This window comes from Sediminicola arcticus (assembly GCF_040566695.1).
Taxonomy (GTDB): domain Bacteria; phylum Bacteroidota; class Bacteroidia; order Flavobacteriales; family Flavobacteriaceae; genus Sediminicola; species Sediminicola arcticus.
Map to the genome: position 1 here is coordinate 1 of NZ_JBEXAE010000024.1, position 464 is coordinate 464.

Consider the following 464-nt stretch of genomic DNA (forward strand, 5'->3'; position numbering starts at 1 on the left):
AAATTCAATTGGGTAACATTCCCATCCTCATCTGTATAATCAATATTGGTGTCGTCTGCGTTCAAAGCGATGCTGGTCAACGTCTCCAGATTAGAGATATCGATGATGGTTGGACTTCCGTCCTCATCGGTATAGGTTAACGTACCGTCTACATTAGCCACAATGGTGGTCAATGTCTCCAAATTGTCAACAATCGCAGATAAATTCAATTGGGTAACATTCCCATCCTCATCTGTATAATCAATATTGGTGTCGTCTGCGTTCAAAGCGATGCTGGTCAACGTCTCCAGATTAGAGATATCGATGATGGTTGGACTTCCGTCCTCATCGGTATAGGTTAACGTACCGTCTACATTAGCCACAATGGTGGTCAATGTCTCCAGGTTGTCAACAATCGCAGACAAATTCAATTGGGTAACATTCCCATCCTCATCTGTATAATCAATATTGGTGTCGTCTGCGTT

At 42.7% G+C, this 464-nt stretch carries 1 pseudogene; it reads right to left on the reverse strand.

Annotation, left to right across the window (positions count from 1 at the left end):
* A pseudogene (locus ABXZ36_RS15790) lies at nucleotides 1-464 on the reverse strand (hypothetical protein); the annotation flags it as partial.